Source organism: Pseudomonas sp. W5-01 (assembly GCF_046540435.1).
Classification (GTDB): domain Bacteria; phylum Pseudomonadota; class Gammaproteobacteria; order Pseudomonadales; family Pseudomonadaceae; genus Aquipseudomonas; species Aquipseudomonas graminis_B.
The window spans coordinates 148,555-167,647 of the sequence record NZ_JAXCIP010000010.1; the positions used below are offsets into that span (position 1 = coordinate 148,555).

General features: G+C 62.7%; 18 protein-coding genes. 7 read left to right on the plus strand and 11 right to left on the minus strand.

The window, feature by feature from the left end; translation table 11 throughout:
* Positions 1–27 precede the first annotated feature (27 nt).
* The 10 genes from urtA to cbiE all read right to left on the minus strand — a co-directional run bounded on the left by urtA (position 28) and on the right by cbiE (position 11,341).
* Positions 28–1,293 carry an urea ABC transporter substrate-binding protein gene (gene urtA, locus SLW75_RS25130; RefSeq protein ID WP_122533769.1) on the minus strand — a complete coding sequence of 422 codons (1,266 nt, stop codon included), beginning with the start codon at positions 1,291–1,293 and terminating at the stop codon, positions 28–30.
* A gap of 250 nt (positions 1,294–1,543) precedes the next feature.
* A complete protein-coding gene (locus SLW75_RS25135) occupies positions 1,544–3,454 on the minus strand; it encodes a dermonecrotic toxin domain-containing protein (protein WP_410935730.1) in 1,911 nt (636 codons plus the stop codon).
* The gene (locus tag SLW75_RS25140; RefSeq protein ID WP_410935731.1) at positions 3,451–5,007 is read right to left on the minus strand and encodes a dermonecrotic toxin domain-containing protein; all 1,557 of its coding nucleotides are present in this window, start codon (positions 5,005–5,007) and stop codon (positions 3,451–3,453) included. Before SLW75_RS25140 ends, SLW75_RS25135 begins: the two co-directional genes overlap by 4 nt.
* A gap of 264 nt (positions 5,008–5,271) precedes the next feature.
* Entirely contained in the window at positions 5,272–6,645 is a 1,374-nt protein-coding gene (locus SLW75_RS25145) for a PepSY-associated TM helix domain-containing protein (RefSeq protein WP_410935732.1), read from the minus strand.
* Positions 6,646–6,731: 86 nt separating this feature from the next.
* Positions 6,732–7,214 (minus strand): DUF2946 domain-containing protein, encoded by a 483-nt coding sequence (locus SLW75_RS25150; protein ID WP_274605129.1) that lies wholly within the window; start codon positions 7,212–7,214, stop codon positions 6,732–6,734.
* Between the two features lie 25 nt (positions 7,215–7,239).
* Entirely contained in the window at positions 7,240–7,716 is a 477-nt protein-coding gene (locus SLW75_RS25155; RefSeq protein ID WP_065987744.1) for a copper chaperone PCu(A)C, read from the minus strand.
* 49 nt (positions 7,717–7,765) lie between these two features.
* Positions 7,766–8,182, minus strand: coding sequence for a DUF2946 domain-containing protein (locus tag SLW75_RS25160; RefSeq protein ID WP_065987877.1), 417 nt, complete (start codon positions 8,180–8,182; stop codon positions 7,766–7,768).
* 116 nt (positions 8,183–8,298) lie between these two features.
* A complete protein-coding gene (locus SLW75_RS25165) occupies positions 8,299–9,030 on the minus strand; it encodes a cobalt-precorrin-6A reductase (RefSeq protein WP_296312287.1) in 732 nt (243 codons plus the stop codon).
* A gap of 11 nt (positions 9,031–9,041) precedes the next feature.
* Complete coding sequence (locus tag SLW75_RS25170) at positions 9,042–10,139, minus strand: cobalt-precorrin-5B (C(1))-methyltransferase (protein WP_410935733.1); 1,098 nt, start codon at positions 10,137–10,139, stop codon at positions 9,042–9,044.
* Positions 10,139–11,341: a precorrin-6y C5,15-methyltransferase (decarboxylating) subunit CbiE gene (gene cbiE / locus SLW75_RS25175; RefSeq protein WP_410935734.1), complete on the minus strand. Its 1,203-nt coding sequence runs from the start codon at positions 11,339–11,341 to the stop codon at positions 10,139–10,141. The genes SLW75_RS25170 and cbiE overlap by 1 nt, the downstream gene beginning before the upstream one ends.
* Positions 11,342–11,549: 208 nt before the next feature.
* On the opposite strand from cbiE, the gene cobG reads away from it, so the two are divergent.
* From cobG to SLW75_RS25210, 7 genes are all read left to right on the plus strand, one after another.
* Entirely contained in the window at positions 11,550–12,902 is a 1,353-nt protein-coding gene (cobG, locus tag SLW75_RS25180; RefSeq protein WP_410935735.1) for a precorrin-3B synthase, read from the plus strand.
* Positions 12,895–13,521 carry a precorrin-8X methylmutase gene (locus tag SLW75_RS25185; protein ID WP_065987740.1) on the plus strand — a complete coding sequence of 209 codons (627 nt, stop codon included), beginning with the start codon at positions 12,895–12,897 and terminating at the stop codon, positions 13,519–13,521. Before cobG ends, SLW75_RS25185 begins: the two co-directional genes overlap by 8 nt.
* On the plus strand, positions 13,521–14,252 hold the full coding sequence (locus SLW75_RS25190; protein WP_296307670.1) for a precorrin-2 C(20)-methyltransferase: 732 nt from the start codon (positions 13,521–13,523) through the stop codon (positions 14,250–14,252). Before SLW75_RS25185 ends, SLW75_RS25190 begins: the two co-directional genes overlap by 1 nt.
* Complete coding sequence (cobJ, locus tag SLW75_RS25195; protein ID WP_410935736.1) at positions 14,252–15,961, plus strand: precorrin-3B C(17)-methyltransferase; 1,710 nt, start codon at positions 14,252–14,254, stop codon at positions 15,959–15,961. Before SLW75_RS25190 ends, cobJ begins: the two co-directional genes overlap by 1 nt.
* A gap of 338 nt (positions 15,962–16,299) precedes the next feature.
* Positions 16,300–17,100, plus strand: coding sequence for a hypothetical protein (locus SLW75_RS25200; protein ID WP_065987738.1), 801 nt, complete (start codon positions 16,300–16,302; stop codon positions 17,098–17,100).
* Positions 17,101–17,148: 48 nt separating this feature from the next.
* Entirely contained in the window at positions 17,149–17,853 is a 705-nt protein-coding gene (locus SLW75_RS25205) for a hypothetical protein (RefSeq protein ID WP_410929677.1), read from the plus strand.
* On the plus strand, positions 17,850–18,488 hold the full coding sequence (locus tag SLW75_RS25210) for a hypothetical protein (protein WP_192133234.1): 639 nt from the start codon (positions 17,850–17,852) through the stop codon (positions 18,486–18,488). The genes SLW75_RS25205 and SLW75_RS25210 overlap by 4 nt, the downstream gene beginning before the upstream one ends.
* A 7-nt stretch (positions 18,489–18,495) precedes the next feature.
* Here the strand turns inward: SLW75_RS25210 and SLW75_RS25215 are convergent, their stop codons facing one another.
* Positions 18,496–19,092: a MarC family protein gene (locus tag SLW75_RS25215; RefSeq protein WP_065987735.1), complete on the minus strand. Its 597-nt coding sequence runs from the start codon at positions 19,090–19,092 to the stop codon at positions 18,496–18,498.
* Position 19,093: the final 1 nt, after the last annotated feature.

The following is a 19,093-nucleotide window of genomic DNA, read 5'->3' on the forward strand; positions in this document are numbered from 1 at the left end:
TTCAACCGACCGTTTACCCTGTTTTCCTTAGTTGCTCTTCACTGCGTAGTCAGGCTTTTTGTCGTTGCCCGGAATGAACGGACTCCAAGGCTGGGCGCGAATCGGCTCTTTGGTCTGCCACACCACGTTGAACTGACCGTCAGCCTTGATCTCGCCGATCATCACCGGTTTGTGCAAGTGGTGGTTGGTCTTGTCCATCGTCAGGGTGAAGCCCGACGGCGCGGCGAAGGTCTGGCCAGCCATGGCTTCGCGGACTTTATCCACGTCGGTGGATTTGGCTTTCTCGACCGCTTGCGCCCACATGTGGATACCCACGTACGTGGCTTCCATCGGGTCGTTGGTCACGGCCTTGTCGGCGTTCGGCAGGTTGTGCGCCTTGGCGTAGGCCTTCCAGTCGGCGACGAACTTGGTGTTGACCGGGTTCTTCACCGATTCGAAGTAGTTCCACGCCGCCAGGTTGCCCACCAGCGGTTTGGTGTCGACGCCGCGCAGTTCTTCTTCGCCGACCGAGAACGCTACAACCGGTACGTCGGTGGCCTTCAGCCCCTGATTGCCCAGTTCCTTATAGAACGGCACGTTGGAGTCACCGTTGACCGTTGAGATCACCGCCGTCTTGCCGCCCGCCGCGAACTTTTTGATGTTCGACACGATGGTCTGGTAATCGCTGTGACCGAACGGGGTGTAGACCTCTTCGATGTCCTTGTCCGCGACACCTTTGGAGTGCAGGAACGAGCGCAGAATCTTGTTGGTGGTGCGCGGGTAAACGTAGTCGGTGCCCAGCAGGAAGAAGCGCTTGGCCGCGCCACCGTCTTCGCTCATCAGGTATTCAACCGCAGGAATGGCCTGCTGGTTGGGCGCGGCCCCGGTGTAGAACACGTTCGGCGACATCTCTTCGCCTTCGTACTGCACCGGGTAAAACAGCAAGCCGTTCAGCTCTTCGAAGACCGGCAACACCGACTTGCGCGACACCGAGGTCCAGCAGCCAAACACCACGGCGACCTTGTCCTGGGTCAGCAACTGGCGGCCCTTCTCGGCAAACAACGGCCAATTCGACGCGGGGTCGACCACCACAGGCTCAAGCATCTTGCCGTTGACGCCGCCCTTGGCGTTGATTTCATCAATGGTCATCAGCGCCATGTCCTTGAGCGAGGTCTCGGAGATGGCCATGGTGCCGGACAAAGAATGCAGAATGCCGACCTTGATGGTCTCGGCCGCCTGAGCGGTCCAGGTCAAACCCATCGCTGCGATCGATGCAGACAAAGTGAACGCTTTCAGCAAACTACGACGCTTCATTGGCTAGCTCCATTCTCTGATTTTTTTAGATGACGGCTGTTGGCGGTGCACAGTTGAGTCTGCTTAGGCTTTAGCAAACGCTGGGCCAAGGCTGCGCGCGTCGCAAAATGGAATCAAAACTTCGCGTGAACCCGGCGCCGCGCACCAATGTGGATCGGTGCGGGGCGGGTGGTGCGTCAAGCGCGCTCAACTGGTGCGATACCGTCCGGCGCCCCTCGTTTGACTGGCCTGGCGCACTCGGCAAGGGCTGCTACCTCACGAAAAGCTCACGCTCCCCCGTAAACAGATCAAAGGTTTCGTAGACGATGTTGTCCGGCGCGGTGAAATAGGCGAACGCCTGTCCGTTCACCTCTTGAAACGCTTTGAGCTGAACGCGGGTGCCGGGCGGGATAGCGACTTGGTCGGCAAGAAAATCCGAGAACATGTTCTTCTTCGGTACCGACGGCGCAAAGATCAGAAACACCGGACGCGTATTACTGAGTGCCTGGTCCGTCACGAACCTGTCCAGGCTCCAGCGCACGGCATTCCCGCGGCTAATGGACGCTGATTGCACCCCTGCGTCAACAAACACCGCGCCGAGCTGGCGTCGTAATTGTTGCAGACCCTCGTCCGTGACGCGCGCGGCACGGAACGCATCGCCTTTCCATGAACGCAGGCGGTAGAACTGGTTGAGAAACGCCTGGGTCCGGGGCGTCCGCGCTCCGCTTCTCAGGAGTTGATTGATCTCTGCGGATCCGCCTTCGATGTAGTCGAGGAGCTCGGGGTACAGCTCCGCCCTTGCGCGTTCGGCCAGGGCCAGGAACCGGGGTTCATCGAGGGACGGTTCAGCAATGCTAATGCCTTCAGACGGGAACGGCCATCCGGTGAGCAGCAGGCTTAGGTCATGCCGGGCCTGTCGACTCGCGCTCGGTGCCAGGCGCACCACCGGCTGCGAGAGCTTGCGCCAGCCCCCGGTCCTTGTCCGCACAACGTATTCGTCCTCATGGATCAGCAGCGCGGGGTCTCGGTAATAGGGGCGGTACAGGCGGCACCGCCCGAACAGGTTGAACCGTCGAGCCACGTAGGCCTTTTCAGAATCGAGGGTGATCTCGGTAAATTTTTTCGGGTCAAGCCTCGTGATCATGCCCGACTCGGCAAAGTAGGGCGCCCCAGCGGGTGACAGCAGATAGCCGATCTGCACCTGTCCATGGCGTCCGGTGCGGCGGACCAGGTGCGGGCGTTTTATCGCCGCCAGTTGACGGCCCTTGAAGGCTGCGCCACCTGCGCGGGAGATACCGGCAGTCAGCAGATAACCGGCCGCGTCCATAAACTCCTGTGCGGCACCGTCCCAGTCGTTTTCATCGACTTTTTGAAAGCCGCTCCAGGCGTTGGCCAGGCCCATTCCGAGCGCGAGGGGGATCATGACCGGCGGGGGCAACAGCAGCAGGGCCACGCTCACCACCATGTCGAAGGTTTGCCACCGGGACTCGCCACTGCCGGGCTGGATCAGCAGCGATTTCGCTTCCTCTTTCAACTGGCGGATCCTGCCCCCGAAATACTCGTCTAACAGATCGCCCGTCTGCGTCACAAACACCACTGGATGCGTAAAGTGGGACGGGATGGGAAGCGGACTCGGCAGCGACGCCAGTACGTCCGGGAGGCGCCAGTGCTTGAGCGACTCTTCGTAATCGAGCATCAGCCTGGCCTGGCGTCTGTCGGCCAGCGGCAGCAGCCTCGCCATGTAGGATTTGTACGTGTCGTTTTCCAGAAAAGCGTTCGTGAGGTGGAACATGCTGTCGAATGCGCGGAACACCACGTTATCCGGGGCGTTGAGCGTGCAAAGCACAAGAGGCCCCTTGCTGAATTTGCCAGCGGGGGCAATCAACATGACGTCCGGGATCTTGACCCCGCTAATGTGCAGCAATCGCACCTCGATATTGACCTCGTCCACCCCCGGACGCCGCTGCGAATCGGGGCCCTCCAGTACCGCTTTGATCCAGCGCAGCCGGTTCTCGGGAAATCCGTTGAGCTGACTCTCCCTATACGCCATGCCCAGTCGCGCCAGCAGCAACTCGCGGTGCTGGCGCTTCAACTGGCCAGCGTACTCGGAGTGATCAAGGTGTTCGGTTAGGTAGTCGTCCAGCCGCTTTGGAATCTGGATTCGCGCTAGCAGCTCTCTCACGAAAGCGCCAGAAAGCCCCGGTATCTCTGCACCGTGTTCGTCTGCAGCCCGTAACTCGATGGCGTTCTGGATGTTCGTCCGTAGGGCGTCTTCGTGGGCCAATGCGTGCAGCGAGTGGGTCTGGAACCGGGTTGTCGTTTCTGTCGGGGTAAGGGGGTAAAACAGGGACCGTCGAGATGCTGGAACGTCGCAATGACCTGAATATTTCGAGGCGCCAGCTGGATATTTTTCTCTGCCAGTGCGGCGGTGACCGTTGCATCGACGTAGGCCGTAATGACGTGGGCGCCGTTAGCTTGCGGCGTGTTGAAGTAGTCCAGACTGATGCGCCGGATGGCCCGGATAGACTGAGCGTAAGCCGTCGCATCGCGGGTCCATTCGGCCCGCTGTTCTTCGCTCATTTTGTCCCACCAGTCCGGCATCTGCTCGCGGACCACATCACAATCCAGCTGCCGCTCGATGCGGTGGTTGTCGAACAGTTGATCCGAGGCCATCAGCTCGAGAATGAGGCGCTGCAACGACGGCTGATTGAGGTTCAGGGATTGAGCGATGTTCACCGCGTGGTCGAAGTCAGCCTTCTGTTTGATGATCTGCGATGTCAGCAGCAGGCTCATGAAATTATTGCCCAGCTTCTGCAGGCCCCAGCGTACAGGGGGCTGCTCAACGTCAGCGTTGGGCAGCGCCATTGTGATGACATCGTTGAGCCTGAGATGGCCCAGTAACTGGCGGCGTTGCGTCTCGTCGGCAAGGCGACGGGTGAGGGTGCCGGTGAGCTGATTCACTGAATCGAATCGTTCCAGACTGCCGGCAGGGGTGTAGAGAACGACCTCTCCTACTGACTCGTCGTCAGGTGCCGGAACCTGATCGCTGCGTTGCTCGGTGATGACAAACGCCCCTGTCAGGGGAAACAGTGCGGTGGAGCTTGTCCCCAACCACAGGTTAAAGACGTCGTGCTTCTGCAGTGGGTCCGCCGAGGTGTCCATGCCGTAATCCAGTGTGGCGTCGAGCATGCTGTACAGATACGGACGAAACTCACCTTTTTCGACTCGCATCTGGCCCTCCAGCCTGAGCAATTTGACCCGATCCGCGAGGAAGTCGTCTCCCCGCTTTTTACCGGAGGGTTGAAGCTCTGCCCAATGATCCGACAGTGTTTGTTTGTAGCGGGCGGGCAGGGCCTGCGCGACGGCTGCATACAGAGCGATCAGTGCGTCGCGGTCCAGCCCGCCGATGGAGGGCGTGTCCGGCGAAGGAAACTCAGTGGTGTAGAGCCCGGCAGACTCGACGTTCTGCCACTGAAAAAGCCCGGTGAAGTGGGCTGTCAGGCTGGCAAGCAGCGGGTAACTGCTGGTGACTTCGCTTGCGCCGGGTTCGATGCTTCGCTCCTGGCAGACCAGCCGGGCACGGGCGTAATCGAACGCCAGCCCGCGATGGCTCAGGCGAAGGCAGTCAGTGAGCGTCTGTTCAAGGGCCTGGGTGAAATCGGGGAGTGTGTAAATCGTCAAGGCAGAGCTGTCGACGTCGAGCATGGATGGAGCGGTAACGTTCGTGGAATTCATGGCGCCTGTTCGTATGCATGAGGGATGACTCGCAGAACCGACGGGTTCGGCGACTCGTTTCATGGAGTCAGGGCGTGAGGCGCGCGTCTGTAGGCGGAGCCAAGTCTGGAGGTAAAGGAAAAGCGACCAGACGGGTAGGAGTTTTCGCGGAGGAGGTGGGACATTCGACGATCAGAAAAACAGGTGCGAAGCCTGAAACCCGAAATGAGGAGGAATTCATCACTAAACCACCCAAAAGAGGTTCCAGGCTCCGCGAGACGCAATCTAAGCTGTTGTCGCCGTTTTGGCAAAGCGCGAACGCACTATTCGATCGAGCATCCATACCGCCAGCATCGAAACCCCTACCAGCGGAAACGCCACGCCCAGCGCGACCATCACCACCGTTGCGGCTTTCCAGCGCGGCAGGTCATGACGCAACGGCGGAACGCCGAAACCGTTCTGCGGGCGACGCTTCCACCAGATCACGATTCCGCTCACCGAACTCAGCAGCACCATCAGGCAGATGAACAGAATCAGCAGCTGGTTTACCCAGCCGTACATCTTGCCTTCGTGCAGCATCACGCCCAGTTCAGTGGCCTTGGACACGGTGCTGTAATCGCTGTAACGCACGTCCGCCAGCACCTTGCCGCTGTACTGATCGACATGCAGCGTGGCGTCATTGCGCGGGTCGTCGGCGAACACGGAGACGGTGAACACGCCATCGGCGGTTTTCGGTTGGGTGATGCTGTAGCCCGGTTCGATAGTGCGCGCCTTGGCGATGTCCACTACCTGCTGCAGGGAGATGCCCGGCGCTGCGGGAGCGCTGGACATGTGCGCGTGATTCATGTGCTCGGCGTGATCCCCGGACGACACCGGCATCGGCGTGTTTTCCATGGCCCACGGCACGGTCTGCACACTGGCGCTGTTCAAGGCGCCCGCCTGCTTGTCCGACTTGGGCACGTCATTCCACATCGCCGCCGGAAACGTGTTCCAGACATCGGCATACACCTTCCCCCACATGCCGGTCCAGGTCATGCCGCTCAGCAACATGAACAGCAGCGCCACCGACCCCCAGAATCCGGTCACCGCGTGCAGGTCGCGCCAGAGAATGCGGCCTCGGGCGGAGAGACGAGGCCAGAGCACGCCGGCGGGTGATCGACCGCGTGGCCACCACAGGTACACGCCCGAAACCACCAGCACGATGCCCCAGCCGGCGGCCAGTTCCACCAGCCGATCGCCGACGGTGCCGATCATCAGTTCGCCGTGCAGTTCGCGCGCGATGGCTTGCAGGTTTTGCTTTGCGTCCTGGGTGCCAAGCACCGTGCCGCTGTAGGGATCGATGAACACGTTCATGTCGCGGCCGGCGTTTTTGACCACGAACTGCGCGCTGCCCTCGGCATTCAGCGGCGGCAGGTATTTGCTCACCTGAGCCTGTGGAAAGGCCGTCAGCACACGCTTTTGCAGGTCATCGGCACTGAGTGAGTGGTGCGCGGGTTTAACCGTCAGCAGGTCGCTGTACATCAGCGCGTCGAGCTGAGGTTTGAACAGGTAAATGATCCCGGTGACCGCCAGCAGAATCATGAACGGCGCGACGAACAGGCCGGCATAGAAATGCCATCGCCACGCCAGGTTGTAGAAAGACACATTAGGTTTGGACATGGTGCAACGCTCCCGTCAGGGAAAACACGGCGCAACCCGCTGGCAGCCAGAGAAGCCGTCAGCGGGTGCGAGTCAATTTGTGGCGTTCAGGCGACTGACGAGAGGGGCGGCGCGCGACTGCGGGCGTTGGGGAAGACGTTGCGCTGGGCGTGGCCGAGTTGCGTGGCCTCGTTGTAGAAGTCAGCGGGTCTGGGCGGGACGGGGGCCAGGACGGCGACGGTTTTGGTGAGCGCCGGGCAACTGAACAGCAGTGTGCAATAGCCGCATTTGGCCCAGATGACGTGATCGACGCCGGCGTCCAGTTCGGCCTTGGCGTGGCCGCTGTGTTCGCCCGCGCCCATCTCCATGGCCATGTCCATCGAGGCCGACATGTCCATTTCGCCATGCATCGACATCGACATCGAAGTCGGCGCGGGTATTGCCATACTGCTGTGATGCTCCATGGGCATCGACTGCGAGATCAGCGGGCCGATGAAGATCATCAGCATGGCGAACAGGCTCAGCCACGCACCCTGCGAGTGACGAGGGGCGTGGGCTGATCGGGCGCGGTTCGCGGGCGGACGGTTCAAGGGGGCGGCGTCGGGATTCGGCGGGTCAGTGGGCGTGGGCCGGGGCGGCAGCATCGGGTGGCTGTTTCAATACCATGACGTCAACGGTCAGGTCGCCCGCTTTCTCAAAGTGCAGTGTGAGGGGGAAGCTCTGCCCGTCGATCAGTCGGGCGCGGTCTTTCAGATCCAGCAGCATGACGTGATAGGCCATGGGGGCGAATGTCGCGGTGCCGCCGCCGGGGATATCCACCGTCTCGACGTGCTGCATTTTCATCAGGCCGTCCTGGCTGACGTGCTCATGCAGCTGAGCGGCACCGGCGATGGGGCTGTCGACCGCTTTCAGCTTATCGTTCTCCGCGCCTCCGTTGGTGATCACAAAATAGGCAGCGACGGTGGGCGCGTTGGGCGGCAACGCCATGGACCATGGCTGCGCGACGACCAATTGGCCCTTGGTGTAATCCTGGGCTTCAACGAAAGCCGCTGGCAGCGCAAGGGCGATCAGCAGGAGGATTTTGTTCAGCATCAACGCAGGTCTCCGGTTCATTCAGGTGCGCCAGGGCAAGGTCGACTCATCAGACCCGGGGCGATGCGTGCGGATTGCGTGCAGGCCAGCGCTGAAGGGGCGGCGCACGCAGCACCAGTACCGCAACAGGGAAACGCACCGGTTCGACCAGGGCGAACAATCCAAAACCGATGAGGGTCGGCACTGCAACCAGTGGCGTGGCGTTTGTGCAGCAGGCGCAGTGCTGCACGAACGCGATGTCGGGGTGATAGGACGATTGTTTATCGATGACTTCAACGGGCGTCATGGCCAGGCGTGATGCGGCGTCTGTGCAGCCGCTTCCCCAGACCAGCCGCTCACCCTCGGGGCGCGGCATGGTCGGCGTCATCGGCATCGCCAGCACGCCGAACAACAGTGCGAAACAGGCCACCCAGGCGAACGCCCGGCGCCGCTTCTGCGTGATGATTTGATCTTGTTGTTTTCTCATGCCGGCCATTTAGCCTGATCAGCCGCCAGATGTAAAAAGCCCGCCCGCGACGTTATGTCGCGGGGCGGATTTGGTTCAGGAAGGGTTCAGCAGGGGGCCAGACGGATGCCACACAGCTAGCTGGCATCTTCAGCATTCTGCAACGCAGCCAACACCTCGCCCACACTCCAAAAGGCCCGATCCACCTCCGGCAGCATCGGCCGTTTCAACACCAGCACCGGCACCCCGCGCTCCCGCGCCACCTCCAGCTTCGGCTCGGTGGCCGTGCTGCCGCTGTTCTTGCTGATAAGGACGTCGATGTTGCGAGTCTCGAACAACTCGCGCTCATCCTCCAGCCGGAAAGGGCCGCGCGCGCCGATCACTTCACAGCGTTCGTTGCCGGGGTAGATGTCCAGGGCCCGCAGCGTCCAGAACTGATGGGCGGGAATCTCGTGCAGGTGCTGCAAAGGTTCGCGGCCCAAGGTGAACAGGGGGCGTTGAAAGGGGGTGAGGGCGGCGATCAATTCTGCCCAGTCCGCAACTTCGCGCCAGTCATCGTCCGGCCCCGCCTGCCACGCGGGTCGACGCAATGCCCAGCAGGGAACACCGGTCAGCTTTGCCGCCGTGACAGCGTTCTGGCTCATCTGCGCAGCGTAAGGGTGCGTCGCGTCCAGGATCAGATCGATGCCTGTTTGCTGTACGAAGTTTGCCAGCCCTTCAGCGCCGCCGAACCCGCCCACACGGACTTCGCAGCGCAGGTCGGTGGGCACGCGACCCACGCCCGCCAGGCTGTAAACGTGCTGAGGCCCCAGCGTACGGGCGATCGCCAGTGCGTCGGTGACGCCGCCGAGCAATAGTACGCGTTTCAGGGTGTGTGAGTTCAATCAAAACCTCCCGCGTGGCCGACGATCCCGCCCTGCCGGTCGATGGCGAAGACCTCGACCTCAACCTGCGCCGGCACCACGCTGCGGGCGAAATCCAGCGCGTGCTGACAGACCGCATCACCCAGCGCGATGCCGACGGCGGAGGCCATGGCCAGCGCTTGCTGACTGGTGTTGGCCTGGCGAATGTTCTGTTGCAGCTCGGCGTCCGCGCCCACATCGGCAGCCCAGCGCGCGAGCTGAACCAGATCGATACTGGAGTGGCGACTGTGCAGGTCCATATGGCCCGCCGCCAGCTTGCTGATCTTGCCGAAACCGCCGCAGACACTGAGCCGCTCTACCGGGGTTTTGCGCAGGTGCTTGAGCACAGCGCCGACAAAATCCCCCATCTCGATCAGTGCGATGTCCGGGATCTGATACACGCGACGCATCGTGTCTTCGCTGGCGTTGCCGGTGCAGGCGGCGATGTGCTGGTAACCGTTGGTGCGCGCGACGTCGATGCCCTGGTGGATCGACGCGATGTACGCCGCGCAGGAGAAGGGACGAACGATCCCGCTGGTGCCCAGAATCGACAGGCCGCCGAGAATCCCCAACCGCGGGTTCATGGTTTTCAAAGCCAGCGCGCTGCCGTTTTCGACGCAGACCGTCACTTCAAACCCGCCGCCATAGCTCACCTCTTGGGCCAGATGCGTCAGGTGTTCGGCCATCATCCTGCGCGGCACCGGATTGATCGCCGGCTCGCCGACACCCAGCACCAAACCTGGGCGGGTGACGGTACCCACGCCTTCGCCCGCGACAAATCGCACGCCGGGCTCAGGGACCAGCCTGACTTGGGCAGACACCAGCGCGCCGTGGGTAACGTCCGGATCGTCACCGGCATCCTTGAGCGTGCCGGCCTCCGCGCCGCCCGCAATCAGACGGCAGAATTCCAGGCGCATCTGCACGCACTTGCCTTTGGGCAGCGTGATTTCGATGGCATCGTTGGTCTCGCCGGCCAGCAACAGGCGCGCGGCGGCGAGGGACGTCGCAGTGGCGCAGCTGCCAGTGGTCAAGCCGCTGCGTAATGGCGCGGGCTGTTCGGCGGTTTCGTCGCGCATCAGGGTTTGATCGCTTCGAGCAGCGTGATCGGCAGCGCCTGACGCCAGGTGTCGAATTCGCCCAGTGGTTTGGCGTGGGCCAGGTGAATGCGGGTCAGTTCGCCGCCGTATTGCTCGCGCCAGTTAACCAGCATCGCTTCGCTTTGCAGCGTGACGGCATTGGCGACCAGTCGACCGCCGGAGCGCAGGTTTTCCCAGCACGCGTGCAGCACACCTTCGCGCGTCACGCCGCCGCCGATGAAGATCGCGTCCGGTTGTTCAAGGCCTTCCAGCGCATCGGGCGCACGTCCGCGAATCAGTTGCAGGCCTGGCACACCCAGCGCATCGCGGTTGAATTCGATCAGTTGTTGCCGTCCCTCATCTGCCTCGACGGCGATGGCGCGGCAGGTCGGGTGCGCGCGCATCCACTCGATGCCGATGGAGCCGCAGCCTGCGCCCACGTCCCACAGCAGTTCACCGGGAACAGGGGCGAGCCTTGCCAGGGTGATGGCCCGCACGTCGCGCTTGGTGAGCTGACCGTCATGCCGAAATGCCTCGTCCGGCAGACCGCCCAGCGGCGAAAGACGCAATGCATCAGGCTGGGCGCGGCATTCGATGGCGACCAGGTTCAGCGCCGCGATGTCCGTGGCGTTCCACTCACCGGCGGTGCCTTCGATCTGTCGCTCGGCGCTGCCGCCCAAGTGTTCGAGCACGATCATGCGGCTCGGGCCAAACCCGCGTTCGCGGAGCTGCGCCGCGATGGCCGCCGGGCTGGAGCCGTCGTTGCTCAGCACCAGCAGGCGCAGGCCGTGTTGCAGGTGAGCATTCAAGGCCGCGGCCGGGCGGGCGACGACTGACAGCGTCACCACGTCCTGCAACGCCCAACCCAGACGGGCCGCCGCCAGCGAATAAGAAGACGGCGCTGGAATAACCCGCATCTCAGCGAAGGGGACGTGTTTCGACAGGCTCGCGCCGACGCCGAACAACATGGGGTCGCCGCTGGCCAGCACGCAGATCGGGTCGCCACGCTGCTCCAGCACCGGGCTCAGGGAAAACGGGCTCGGCCACTGGCGCTGCTCGGCCTGAATGCACGGCGGCAGCAAGGCCAGCTGCCGCGGGCCGCCGAACACCTGCCGCGCCTGCAGCAGCGCGTGCCGAGCGTTTCGGCCCAGACCTTTATAGCCGTCCTCACCGATTCCCACGACTGTCAGCCACGGTGACATGAATTGCCCTCAACCCGATTGCGTGCAACAGGCCCGCCTGCTCGGCCTGTGAAAGTGGCCGGCATGATACCGCGCCGACGGGGCCGGTTCGTATGGCTTTGTGAATCCGACAGAGCGTCTTTTCATGGCAGCGGCCAAAGCAGGCATAATGCGGCCCCTGTAACTTTTCGTTTCTCTTTGCGTCCGCCCATTCGCACCAGGTGATCCATTGACCGAGCCGTTGTCCGCTCGCCCCTCCGCTACGCCCATTCGCCCCTCGGCTTGTCCGGGGTTGTTGCGTATCGTCCCGGCGCTGGATGGCGGCATCTGCCGGATCAAGCTGCCGGGCGGGGTGCTTTCAGCGGATCAGGCGCTGGCCGTGGCGGATGCTGCTGAGGGGTTCGCCGGCGGTGTGATCGAGGCGACCAATCGCGGCAATCTGCAGATTCGCGGTATAGGCGCCAACCATGACGGGCTGATCGCCTGCCTGCTCGATGCCGGTCTGGGGCCAAGCAATCCGGCCGGTGACGACGTACGCAATCTGATGCTCAGCCCGACCGCAGGCATCGATCCGCAGCAACTGCTGGACGTGCGTCCGCTGGCCGGGCAGATCCTGCATACCCTTGAGCACCACCCGCGTTTCCATGAGCTGTCGCCCAAATTTGCCTTGTCGCTGGACGGCGGCGAGGGGTTGGCGATGCTCGAGCATCCCCATGACGTCTGGCTGTCAGCGTTGCAGGTCGATGGCCGGACGCTACTGGGTTTCGGGCTGGCGGGCTGTCCGGCGACCGACTCACCGGTGGCTGCAGTGGCGCCGGAAGCAGCGCACGCATGGGTGGTCGCGGTGCTGGAAACCTTTCTGGATCTCGCTCGGCCCGATCAGGCGCGCATGCGCGATCTGCTGAAAGAAACGCCCGTGCACCGATTCCTCGAACACGTCGCCGCGCGTTTGCCGCAGTCACTCGTGGCTGATCAAAAAGTAACCAGCTGGCGGCGCGAACCGATCCGCTCTTTTGCGCACATCGGCACGTACGCCCAGGCAACAGCCGGCGTTGTGGCCGTGGGCGCAGGCGTGCCGTTGGGGCGTCTGCGGCCGTCCATGTTGCGTGAAGCCGCGCGATTGGCGATTGCGTGTGGCGACGGCCAGCTGTGCATGACACCGTGGCAAAGCCTGACGCTGCGCAATGTCCCGGCGGAAAAGTCAGCGCTCGCAGTGGATAGCTTGGGTCGGGCGGGCCTGCTCGTCGATGCCGCTCAAGCACTGTCGAAAATCGTCGCCTGCACCGGCTCCGCTGCCTGCGCTAAAGGGCTGGCTGACACCAAGGCCGACGGGCTGCGTCTGGCCGCATTGCTGCAAGAAAACGCCATCAGCCGCGCGGTGCACCTATCCGGCTGCGCGCGTTCGTGTGCTGCTGCCCATGTGGCACCGGTGACCCTGCTGGCAGCGTCGCCCGGTCGTTACGACCTTTATTTTCGTCATGCAGAAAAGGCCGGGTTCGGCGATCTGCATGCACGTGACCTCACTATTGAAGCAGTCGGCGCGTTGTTGACCGCCGACTCACGGAGCAACACCGATGATTGATTACATCCGCGACGGCCAGGAGATCTACCGTAACTCCTTCGCGATCATTCGTGCCGAAGCCCGGCTCGATTCCATCCCGGCCGACCTGGAAAAACTCGCCGTACGGGTGATTCATGCCTGCGGCATGGTCGATGCGGTCGAAGGCCTGCGCTTCTCGCCGGGCGCGGGCACGGCAGGTCGCCGCGCGCTGGCCGCCGGTGCGCCGATTCTGTGTGACGCACACATGGTCGCCGAAGGCGTCACGCGCACTCGCCTGCCCGCCAACAACCCAGTGATCTGCACCCTGAAGAACGAACGCGTGCCCGAGATGGCGCGGGAGCTGGGCAACACTCGCTCGGCCGCTGCGCTGGAGCTGTGGCGCCCGCATCTGGAAGGCGCGGTTGTGGTGATCGGCAACGCGCCGACCGCGCTGTTCTATCTGCTGGAAATGCTCGACGCCGGCGCGCCGAAACCCGCGTTGATCCTGGGTTTCCCGGTGGGCTTCGTCGGCGCCGCTGAATCCAAGGACATGCTGGCTGCCGACAGTCGCGGCGTGCCTTACGTGATCATGCAGGGCCGTCGCGGCGGCAGTGCCATGGCGGCGGCGGCGGTCAACTCACTCGCCACGGAGATCGAATGATGGCACCCCGCGGTCGTCTGATTGGCCTGGGCGTGGGGCCGGGTGATCCGGAACTCATTACCGTCAAGGCGCTGCGCCTGCTGCGCGAGTCGCCGGTGGTCGCGTACTTTGTCGCCAAGGGCAAGAAAGGCAACGCGTTCGGCATCATCGAAGGCCATCTGCAGCAGGCTCAGACGCTGATGCCGCTGGTGTACCCGGTGACCACCGAGGCTTTGCCCGTTCACCTGTCTTACGAGCAAGTGATCAGCGATTTCTACGACCGCAGCAGCGCCGATGTGGCGGCGCATCTGGACGCCGGACGCGACGTGGCGGTGATCTGCGAAGGCGACCCGATGTTCTACGGGTCTTACATGTACCTCCACGATCGTCTGTCCGATCGCTACGAAGCCGAAGTGATTCCCGGTGTCTGCTCGATGCTCGGCGGCGCGTCGGTGCTGGGCGCGCCGCTGGTGTACCGCAATCAGAGCCTGTCGGTGCTGTCTGGCGTGTTGTCCGCCGAGGAACTCAAACGCAAGCTTCAGGATGCCGACGCTGCGGTGATCATGAAGCTGGGGCGCAACCTGCCGAAAGTGCGTCAGGTGCTGATGGAAACCGGCTTGGCGGAGCGCGCGCTGTACGTCGAGCGCGCGACCATGGCCAATCAGAAGATCGTGCCGCTGGCCGAGGTTGACCCGATGTCGTCGCCGTATTTCTCGCTGATCATTGTCCCCGGCGAACGGTGGCAAGGCTGATGGTCACGACCAGCATCAAGGCTCCGGCGATTGTCATCCTGGGCAAAGGCGCGCTGGCGACGGCGCGACGTATCCAGCAGCTGTACCCCCAATCGCTGATTTACGGGCTGGCCGGGCGCGTCGAAGAGGCCGACCGCAGCTACTCGGAGTTTGGCGCGACACTGCGTCAGCTGTATCAGCAAGACACGCCGATCATCGCGCTGTGCGCAGCGGGCATCGTCATTCGCACGTTGGCGCCGGTGTTGCTGGAGAAGGGCGTCGAGCCGCCGGTGCTCGCCGTTGCCGAGGATGGCAACGCAGTAGTGCCGCTGCTGGGCGGACTGGGTGGCGTCAACGTCATGGCCCGGGAAGTGGCCGCCGCGCTGAACACCGCAGCAGCTATCACCACCAGTGGCGAGTTGCGCTTCGGCACCTGCCTGCTTAACCCTCCAGCCGGTTACGCGCTCGGCGACCTGGAGCTGGGCAAGCGCTTCGTCAGCGACTTGCTGTCGGGCGAAAGCGTGCGTGTCGAGGGCGCGGCGCCCTGGTTGGCCCAGGCGCAGTTGCCTGAGGATGATCAGGCGCAGCTGGCGATCCACGTGGGTTACGCCGAGCGCGAGCCCAGCGATCACGAGCTGCTGATCTATCCGCGCAATGTGCTGGTGGCGCTGAGCGGTGATCTGGCCGATCCCGCCGAGGCGGTAAAAAGCGCGCTCCACGATTCGCGCATTGCCGTGCAGGCGCTGGGTTGTTTACTGGCCAGCAAGGCCGAGATGGCCAGTCCGGCGCTGCACGCGGCTGCCGAATCACTGGGCGTACCGTTGCGTTTCACCGCCGCCGGTACCCCTGCGGAAATGACCCAGCAGGTATTGCCACAACTGTTGCCACCGCTCACCCCGGCGGCGGGCATCGCCATTGCTGTCGCGCCGCAGCCGCTGGAGGTTCAGCAGATTGGCTGTGCACGGGGGCGGCTGGCGGTGATCGGCCTCGGCCCGGGCGCTACCGACTTCATGATTCCCGCCGTTAAAGCCGAGCTGGCGCGCGCCAACGATGTGCTGGGCTACGAAACTTATGTGCGTATGGCCGGGCCGTTCCGCGCAGACCAGGTGCTGCACTGCACCGACAACCGCGAAGAAATGCTGCGCGCCCGCCATGCATTCGAGCTGGCCGCTGAAGGGCGCTCGGTGGTAGTGGTTTCTTCGGGTGATCCCGGCGTCTTCGCCATGGCGGCGGCGGTGCTGGAAGCGCTGCATGAGTCGGACAATTCCGACTGGCACCGGGTGGATCTGCACATCCTGCCGGGCGTGTCGGCTTCGCTGGCAACCGCCGCGCTGGCGGGTGCCCCGTTGGGCCACGACTTCTGCGTCATGTCCCTGTCGGACAACCTCAAGCCGTGGGAGATCATCGAGAAGCGGCTGGACCTTGCCTGCCAGGCCGATCTGGCGCTGGCGTTCTACAACCCGATCTCGCGCTCCCGGCCCTGGCAGTTGGGGCGCGCCCTGGAAATCGTCCGCCAGCATCGAGGCCCTGACACCCCGGTCACCCTGGGGCGCGACATCGGCCGGCCCGCCCAGACGTTACGGGTCATCACCCTCGGCGAGCTGACGCCGGAGCAAGTCGACATGCGCACAATGGTGCTGGTGGGGTCGTCGCTGACCTGCGTATTCCCTCGCGCCAATGGCCAGCCGTGGGTCTACACGCCGCGGTGGTATGGTGCCAAGCCGGCGTGAGTGACTGTTCGGTTCGTGCTGTGGGATTTGTCTCATAGCTGACGCAGGCCTATCAGCCGGTCGATGGCGAAACCTATCCAGCCGCGTGTAGAAACGCCAGCCGGTGGACGACTGGGCGCGTCGTCCACTGCCGTTGCCCTGCGCAAAGCGCCTGCCAACCGCTTGCTTTGCTTGATGTTTAGCTCTCGCCATGGCCAGTAGCGGTGCCGTCGCTTTGTAGGAATAGGTGCCTGAATGTGCCGAACCCGGCTACCAATCCTTGGGTGGCGCGGCGGGCAATGTTCGTTAATCTCGGAGGTGTCCACGACGGACTTACCTGCCAGTTAAAGGATTAACGAATGAAACATGAAACAAGCATGACCGACGCCGAACGCAGTGCTTTCATCGACCAGTGCCAGATGGCCAACTGCACCCACTCGTTGATCGAGCACTTCTCCGCAATGGATAACGCTGTTCCGGATCTCCCGGACGACCCAAGCCAAGGTGCCGTTGCGGCGGGCAACCTGCTGGCCTTCGCCGAAGGCGTTTCGCGGCAGAACAAAGACGACGTCATTGACTCCCTTCTGTTCGCCACGCTGGTCGCCAACAAAGCGTTCAACCCGGAGAAGCAGAGCGAGCAGTGGTACCAGCAATACAACAAGGTGTTGACGACGCTGGGCTGGTTTTCCACCAACTGGAGGTACAGCCGCTATTACTCGACGCACCGTCGATTCAGCATGGAGCAAGCAGGGCTGGAGATCATCTCTTCCGCTATCGCCGCCGCCGCACTGCCCGGGCCTGCGTCCGTCGCCATGCTGAAGGTCGCCGGTGATGCCGTCGCCGCGCTGAAAGCCCAGGAAAAACCGCTGCGAATTTTCGAGCGTCAGACCAAGACCCACCGTGGCGCGAATTTCCGCATCGGCGCTTGTACTGAATCCAGCGACGGCACTGTCAACCTGGCGATGGGTGCGGTGAATTTCTCCACCGATTCGGCTGTCACCAACGTCCTCTTTTGGGAATGGAACAGTGCTGAAGTGCAAGCTTTCCGGGGTGAGAACCATCTGGTGTTGAACACACGCGTCTATGCGGCACTGCGTACACAGATCCAGCAGCGTTTGAACAAGAGCGCCTCAGCCGCCATCGAGGAATTCCAGATCTAATCAGATAGGGGGAGGCGCCCGTCGCCTCCTTCTCAAGGAGATGTGCCCATGCATCAGGGAATGATCGAAACGCAGGTCAGCGCAGGGTGCCTGCTGTTCACGCACAGTGCCTGTGCTGACTTACAGAAAAGTGACGCCGCCGATTGCGTGCTGTACACGCAGCTTGCGGCGACCAAGAAACACGCTCGCTTTACCGCCACCTCTGCCTGGAACGACACATGGCTCGCTGCTTTCATCCGTTTCGGCTGGGCGCTGAACACCCATGAGACGTTGAGTTGCCCGGCGCTGGAACTCGGGCCCGGCTCGGTGTGGGGATGGTTGAAGAGCAAGTGGCCGATTTTCATGCCCAACGACATGCTGTCTGACAGTGAGTCGGCCCTCTGGCGTTCTGTTTCCAGCCGACCCAATCAGCCAGCAGTCGACCTGCTGGCCCGCCAGGCGCTCGGGCCTTTAGTGCCGAGGGATACAGGCGACGTGCAAAAAGGCCAGAAGGTGGTGCTACAGTTCGGCTTTCTGAACCTGAACGCAGGGCTGTCCGTTGCGCTCGTGAGCTTCACGCACCGAACTGCGCTGAAAGACGACTTTGTGTTCGAGACGCTGCAGCCCCACGATATCGTCGGCAATATCGATCTGCGCTTCTATTCCCTGCGACTCATGGACCTGGTCTACACGCCCCTGCGCAAAAACGTCAGCCAGGCGCTGGAGGGTCGTCGCCCCAGCCTGGTGTGCGCGTTGGCGGGAGCTGACGCATGAGCGCGACAGGCGCGGTAGTCGGCAATGGTCTGGTCTCACTGTCTGCCGGTATCAAGAGGCAGGACCGCGAGGACCTGTTCGACTGCCTGCTGCGAGCCGAGCGAGTGGCGGGTAAGGTCAGTCGGGATGAACATTTCACCTACTGGGCATACCGGTATGGCACGGCACTGGAGCAACGAAGTTTCAGGAAACTGAGCCCGATCATTCATGAACCAATGGTGATCGGGAGCGCGTCGGAACTGGAGGAAATCAGCTTCAGTGTTATCGAATCACGCGGCTCCGCTCGGTTGGCGCGGCAGGCGAAGGCGTCGCTTCAGTCCATGCGCATCCATCGTTATGCGACGCATTTTTTTGAGAGCATCAACGCCAACAGCGTCATCGCCGGCTTTCAGGTCATTCCGTGCGCGACGGACTCTGCGGGCAATGTGATGGTGCTGCTGTGCGGCATCCAGATGACCGGCAACGTCGAGACGAGGGATTTCGACTTCTGGTCTGAATCACGCAGTGAGCTGACATTGCGCATCACCGGAGGGGTCTACCGTTTTGACCGCACCGACTACGCCAGACACCGAGATGCCGTTGCCAGGGAGCTGGACGGCCATGGCGCACGGGCGATTCAGACCTTTGCGATCTGAGCGCCCATCAGGTCAGCAGGTAGCCCTTGATGCCCGTGAAAATGATTTGGGCGGCGAGCGCGCACACAAACAATCCCATTAACCGGCTGACAATCTGCAGGCCTTGATCGCCGAGAATCCGCTCGATGCTGTTGGACAGATAGAGGATGACGCCGACGGTCAGGCTGGCCAGCGCGATGCTGACGATGGCCGTGAGTTTGTCATCCCAGTGCGGCTGGCTGATGCCCATTACAAGCAGTGCGCCGATGGTGCCGGGGCCGACGGTGATAGGGATGGTCAGCGGTACGATGGCAACGTCCTGCTGGACGTTGTCGGTCTGCACGCCGGATTTGCCCTGCGCCATGGCCAGCGCGGAGATGAACAGCACGCTGCCGGCACCAATACGGAAGGCGTCGGCGGTAATGCCGAACACACCGAAAATCACCCGCCCGAACAAGTACAGCAAGACGCTGGACACCAGCGTCGCGAAGGCGATCTTCCACGCCAGGCGTCGGCGTTCCTTGCGCGAATAACCGCGGCTCAGGGAAATGAAACAGGACAGGACGAAGAACGGGCTATAGAGCACCAGCATCTTCAGGTAAACGCTGAACAGCACGTGAAGCATG

Coding starts and splice junctions, on each gene's coding strand:
- urtA (WP_122533769.1), bottom strand. CDS start 1,293: ATGAAGCGTCGTAGTTTGCTGAAAGCGTTCACTTTGTCTGCATCGATC.
- SLW75_RS25140 (WP_410935731.1), bottom strand. CDS start 5,007: ATGAATTCCACGAACGTTACCGCTCCATCCATGCTCGACGTCGACAGC.
- SLW75_RS25145 (WP_410935732.1), bottom strand. CDS start 6,645: ATGTCCAAACCTAATGTGTCTTTCTACAACCTGGCGTGGCGATGGCAT.
- SLW75_RS25155 (WP_065987744.1), bottom strand. CDS start 7,716: ATGCTGAACAAAATCCTCCTGCTGATCGCCCTTGCGCTGCCAGCGGCT.
- SLW75_RS25160 (WP_065987877.1), bottom strand. CDS start 8,182: ATGAGAAAACAACAAGATCAAATCATCACGCAGAAGCGGCGCCGGGCG.
- SLW75_RS25170 (WP_410935733.1), bottom strand. CDS start 10,139: ATGCGCGACGAAACCGCCGAACAGCCCGCGCCATTACGCAGCGGCTTG.
- cbiE (WP_410935734.1), bottom strand. CDS start 11,341: ATGTCACCGTGGCTGACAGTCGTGGGAATCGGTGAGGACGGCTATAAA.
- SLW75_RS25185 (WP_065987740.1), top strand. CDS start 12,895: ATGATTGATTACATCCGCGACGGCCAGGAGATCTACCGTAACTCCTTC.
- SLW75_RS25190 (WP_296307670.1), top strand. CDS start 13,521: ATGGCACCCCGCGGTCGTCTGATTGGCCTGGGCGTGGGGCCGGGTGAT.
- cobJ (WP_410935736.1), top strand. CDS start 14,252: ATGGTCACGACCAGCATCAAGGCTCCGGCGATTGTCATCCTGGGCAAA.
- SLW75_RS25200 (WP_065987738.1), top strand. CDS start 16,300: ATGAAACATGAAACAAGCATGACCGACGCCGAACGCAGTGCTTTCATC.
- SLW75_RS25205 (WP_410929677.1), top strand. CDS start 17,149: ATGCATCAGGGAATGATCGAAACGCAGGTCAGCGCAGGGTGCCTGCTG.
- SLW75_RS25210 (WP_192133234.1), top strand. CDS start 17,850: ATGAGCGCGACAGGCGCGGTAGTCGGCAATGGTCTGGTCTCACTGTCT.
- SLW75_RS25215 (WP_065987735.1), bottom strand. CDS start 19,092: ATGCTTCACGTGCTGTTCAGCGTTTACCTGAAGATGCTGGTGCTCTAT.